The sequence below is a fragment of the Hymenobacter crusticola genome, from assembly GCF_002154225.1.
Lineage (GTDB): Bacteria > Bacteroidota > Bacteroidia > Cytophagales > Hymenobacteraceae > Hymenobacter > Hymenobacter crusticola.
In genome coordinates this window covers 1-5539 of record NZ_MTSE01000068.1, presented here as the reverse complement: position 1 = coordinate 5539, position 5539 = coordinate 1, and the positions used below count along the sequence as shown (strand labels likewise).

General features: G+C 53.8%; 2 protein-coding genes. One reads left to right on the top strand and one right to left on the bottom strand.

Annotated features, from left to right (window positions below; translation table 11 throughout):
* Positions 1-75: 75 nt before the first annotated feature.
* Complete coding sequence (locus tag BXP70_RS28630) at positions 76-501, bottom strand: hypothetical protein (RefSeq protein ID WP_143436780.1); 426 nt, start codon at positions 499-501, stop codon at positions 76-78.
* Positions 502-1266: 765 nt separating this feature from the next.
* Between BXP70_RS28630 and BXP70_RS28625 the strand changes: the two genes are divergently transcribed.
* Entirely contained in the window at positions 1267-3423 is a 2157-nt protein-coding gene (locus BXP70_RS28625; protein ID WP_086597545.1) for a T9SS type B sorting domain-containing protein, read from the top strand.
* The last annotated feature ends 2116 nt before the right edge of the window (positions 3424-5539 follow it).

Sequence of the window (5539 nt, the reverse complement as noted above, 5' to 3'; positions counted from 1 at the left end):
ACCTCTTACCTAGTTAAGCTCAATGGCCTTTCACAAGCTGGAAAGGGTGTTTTCTAACATGTAAAACTTGGAAGATTATTCTGTCCAATCGTTGGGAACAGGGTAATTAGCTCTCCACCAAGCTCGCACGTAAGGCGATACAGAGAAACCATACACGTCCAAATCTTGCTCCTTGTAACCCCAGATGCACCAGTACTGCGCAGTGGAGGCATGTAAGTGAGGGTTTTGGTTTAGGAGTGCTTCTACTTTCACCCAAGCAAGGCGTAATTTCTCAGGGTTAGGTTGCTCAGTAGCAGCTTGTAAAAGCATCTCCATAATCACAACTCGTTCTGCATCAGCAGCACGGGCGTACAGTTGAAGGTAATCGTCTAAGTGTTCTGAATCAGCAACTTCCCAAGGCCAGTCCTGCATGCCAGTGTGATAAGGAAGATTCAATTGCTCGGCAACCCATTGCCGAGCTTCTGAGGTTTCCCCTTGAGGTGGAGGTATCGGCTTTATCAAAGCAAAATCTAATTTTAAACGAAGACAGGAAGGTCATGAAAACCGCACTGATTCCAAGAGTGTGGTTATAAGCACGATTATGTAAATCAACTTTTATAAGGATTGCGGCACTTGGTCAGAATAGCCTATTTCTGCTTTTTGTCTACTTTAAGTCTTGCTTATAAAAGCAAGATTCCGCAGCCTCGTTTTCCTGATGTTGCGCGTAGTTATGCCCTGAGTGAAATAAGTGTTCACCACTTATCATAAGTTCTCATCCTCGATCCAGCCGCGTCAGCGTTACGGTGAAGGCCTTTCACAAAGTTGTAGAACACAAGGGATGGTAACTAGTGCTGGGGACGTTGACGAAATAGCTGAACAAGCCCCGCACACGCCGGCTTTTTGGCTCTTGCTCGCGCAAGCAGCCCGCCTAACGAAAATTGAAACGGATGTCAGGCGCTACGAAATGCATGCCGAGACCGGTGGCAGTGCACTAGTTGTTACTTGACATACCTCGTATTGCTCGGCCAACCAACCAGAATGCAGGCAGCTTCTTGGTCGTGAACAGGTTGCCTTTCTCTAGCTGTCATGAGCCTGCTTCTTCCAGTAAGAGGTGTACGCCGGACGCATACAGAATGGGTCTGTGTTTTTTTCTTCCCTTCTACTTCCTTTTGGTCGATCTATATAAGATACTCACTTTATTTGAAGTTTATAGCACCGTTATCCTACTTCTTGCTCTTGGCTCATCGGAGTGCGTGTTCAATCTGTTACTAGCTCTCGTTTCTATTCATGCTACTCCCGCTATCGTGGCCGCGCGTACTCGGCATACTAGCCCTGCTGCTGTGTACGGTCTCAGCCCGCGCGCAACAAGAATTTAACACTTGGTATTTTGGTCAATTCGCTGGGTTGCGCTTCCAAGGCACCACCGTGCAGGCGTTAACCGATGGGGCAATGCTCTCGGGCGAGGGCTGTGCCACCATCAGCGACGCTCAAGGCCAATTACTCTTCTATACCAACGGCATCACGGCCTGGAACCGTCTGCACCAGCCCCTGTCCAATGGCACGGCGCTAGGGGGCTTTGCCGACGCAGCGCGTTCGGAAATCTTTCCCAACTCGGCCACACAAGGCGTCACAATTGTCCCCAAGCCCGGCAGCCGCACCGAGTACTACGTCTTCACCGTAGACGCAGCCGAGAACAACCTGCGCGGGGGCTTGCACTACTCCGTAGTGGACATAGCCCGACAGGGGGGATTGGGCGAAGTCGTGCAAAAGGCGGTGCCTGTCCCCATTCCCGTCGGGGACGGGCGACTCACGGAAAAGCTGGTGGCCGTGCGCCACGCCAACCAGCACGACATCTGGCTCGTGGTGCACGGCTGGAACAGCAATGTATTCCTGAGCTTTCTGCTCACCGACAGCGGCCTCTCCTCCACGCCCGTTATATCGGCTGGGGGCACCGTGCACCAAGGCGGCACCAATCCGCGGCAGGACTACAATGCCCTTGGCTATATGAAAGTTGCCCCCACCGGGCGACGCTTGGCGGTGGCGCAGTACGACGGGCCCCTGGAGGTGTTTGACTTCAACTACGGCACGGGCGTCGTGTCCGGCCCGCGCCGCTTACCTACTGTGCCCTTGCCATTCTCGCAACACTACTATGGGCTCGAATTCTCGCCAGATGGTAACCTGTTGTATGTCAGCCCCGCCTTGTACCAGTACAACTTGCTAACGGGGGCGATGACGGCAATCGGGCAGCTAGCTACTCCTCCTAGACCCTTTGCCGAACCGGCGGCCCTGCAATTGGGTCCCGATCAGAAGATCTATGTGGCGCTCACTTCTGCCTTTTCCAATCCCTATGGGGTGGGCGTGATCGCCGCGCCCAACACGCTTGGCGTGGGTTGCCAGTATCAATTCAACGCTGTGCCCGGCTTTTCCTATGCACACAACAGCCGCATGGGCCTGCCGAATGTACTGGTGCGCCCCCCCGTACCGGGCGAGCTATTGGCCACCTTTGGCTTGGTGCGCACCGAGGTCTGCCTGGGCGAGACAGTTGCTTTTGCCGCCTCCTTGTACCCGCAGGTTCCCGATGCAGTGGTCACCTGGGATTTCGGCGAACCCGCGGCCGGCGCTGCTAATACGGCGACGGGCCGCGCCGTGCCGCATCGCTACGCGACGTCGGGGACGTACACGGTGACCATGACCGTACGGGAAGTCAGCGGAGCCACGCACACTTACCAGCAGCGCGTAACCATCCTGCCCTTCACGGAGGCGCACCTCACCGTCGACCAACCGGTGTTGTGCAGTGGTACGCCGGCCCGACTGCGGGTGACGCCTGCCCAGCCAGCCGGCACGACCTACCGCTGGCAGGATGGGTCCACTGGGGCCGAGTATGCCACCCAAACGAGCGGCCGGTACTGGGTCGAGGTGACCGCCCCGCAGCGCTGCCCGGTGCGCGATTCGGTGGCCCTCACGTTCTTACCCGTGCCCGCCCTCTCGCTGGAACGGGAACAAACCATCTGCGCCGAGCAGCATCTCATGCTGGATCCCGGCCCGCAACCGGCCGGCAGCCGCTACCGCTGGCAAGATGGCAGTACCCAAGCGAGCTTAGAGGTAGTCACCCCAGGGGATTACACGGTGCAGGTAACCTCGCCCGCGGGCTGTAGCAGCCGGGTCCAGGTGCAGGTTCGCTTTGGCGAGGCATGTCCCTTCACCATCCCGAACATCATCACCCCCAACGGGGATCAGCTCAACGAGACCTTAGTGCTCAAAGGCTTGGAGCCGGGGGCTTGGCAGGTGCAGGTGTTCAATCGCTGGGGCCGACAGGTGTACGAGCAGGCTTACTACCAGGGGCAGTGGGATGCGGCCGGGCAGCCCGATGGCATTTACTACTATTGGCTCTTGCATCCAGTGAGTGGTCGACGGTACCGGGGTTGGGTGGAAGTCAAGCGCTGAGGGGTAGCGCGTCGTACCACCGCCTAGGTAAGCGGCGAGAAACGTGTGGAGGAAAAACACTTGTTTACGGCGATTGAACAGGGGAGAAACGATGCTCAGACCTGCCAAGCCCGAGCTGGAAGCGTGGCGTCACGGGTGGCAAGAACGGCGCAAAGTAGACGAGCCAAGGCCGTTCGATCCGATCTGGACGAAGCTAGTACGCAGCAGACGCGTAGAGGCTAAGCCACTCAAGCAAGGTGCATTAGAAGTGGTGAACGTAGCGGAAACAACCAGTAGATGGATTGCACTATTTAACATAATCGGAGTGGCTGTTGCAAAAGTCTGGCAGTGAGCAAAAGGTCCTTCTTAGACAGCCTTNGGGCGACTACCTAGCGAAAAACGTCCTGTTTCTTAAACCAACCAACGGGAGTAGCGACTTTTGCAACAGCCACCGGACTTATACGACAGCTTCAACCCGTAGGATCGTCTAGCTTGAGCCGTCCATTTCGCCATTCTTGTAACGTCATTTCCGCGTTAAAAGCAACTATGTCCGTGTGGGTAGCAATTCGGTTCAACGTTTCGATCGCTTGTTGCTCATAATAGGGCAGCAAGTGCGTTGCAGCCCAGCAGGCAACACTCGTGTTCTCGTCTGCTAACAACGTAAGCAAGTGCGCTAGGCCTTCGCTACCAGCTGTTCGTAAGGCTAGATAGTGCCAAATTAACTGTTCGTACTGTTGATTGCCCGCACGGTAATTCCCTTGAGCGGTTGCTTCCCCATGCGCAACCGCTGCTTGTTTATACCGGGCTAGAACAGAGCCTAAAAGATCCATCACACTACCTATTCACTACGCTAAAACCAGTTGCTTGACCTAACTCTTACTTATAAGACCCTTCTCAACAGCCGCAGTCCTTGCGATAGTCGAGCACTAACAACACAAAGGAGAGTAGGCACCCAACGGTAAACAGAAGCGCATAAGCACCCGCCACTTTAGGAGAGCTTCTAAATGCCTGTGTAAGCATGTAATACAGAGCTAGTGCAAAAAAGAGGCACTCTAAAAACGCAAGCTTTCCCATCGAGAACAGCTGATTCGAGAACGCGCTACAGGTCGATAGCTTGGGTGAAGTCCTCACCAAAAGTCCTTGCAAGAAGAAGGCAATGCAGAATAGAAAGACAGTGAAGGCTACTCTTTTTACGATTATCATTACTTCTTTCTCCAAGCTACTTCATCACGTGCTAAACGGCTTTACTACAATCAACTGCTGTAACATATCTTCTGCTTTCGAGAAGAGCCCTTGAGAAGTCTTTTGATGTAAATCTAAACTGTATTTTAGAAGTATTGGGAGGGTGCTATTAACTAAGTCTCTTTCTTAGAATAATTTCTTGACATAATGTTTGATATAACGATAATATTGAAATAATACGTTTTTATATCTTCGTACGACCGCCTGTCAAACATAGCACTTTAGCAAGGTAGCACCCTGGCACCTAGTAGCTCATGCAATACATTCCGTTTGCTCACCCGACACTCGTCGCTTTGTCTGCTTACTTGCGACACCTTGATCTGAGCTTAGATCGCAGTCGTTGGGGGGCTTGGCAAGACTATGTCGCCTATGCTCAAACCCAAGTCGAGCCAGCCGTCATCGCGCACTTCCTACAAGCGAAATATCCTGCCGTCGCACAAGTACCTGCCACCGAAAGGCTTCCAGATCATCTCTCGAGCAAGCAGCGCTTGTTCCACCTGGTAGGAACGATCACACAGCGGAACAATTCGTTGACGTGCGTTGAGGTGGCGTATCTGTGGCGCGCGCTAGAGACGTATCGAGTCTACCTAGAGAAAGCTCCCAGTACCTATTCTATCGCCTTGGAAAAGCTGCGCCTTCAGCTTGCACACTTCTGCTATAGGATCCTAGAGCCCAAGCTGAGTCCTCGTGAGCGCCGCCATACGATGCGCATAGAGCACTATCTCAGTGCCCATCATCTCGAAACGCTACCACTGCACCCGTTCGTGGCGTGTCTGCAGGAAAGAGCTAGCTAGTGACAAGTAGCGGGTTCCTGCTAGCAGTGAGAGACCATAGGTCCTCCCCCTGAGCAGGCTATATAACGTTTTCCAATCGTTCTACTGGAAGACGTTATAGA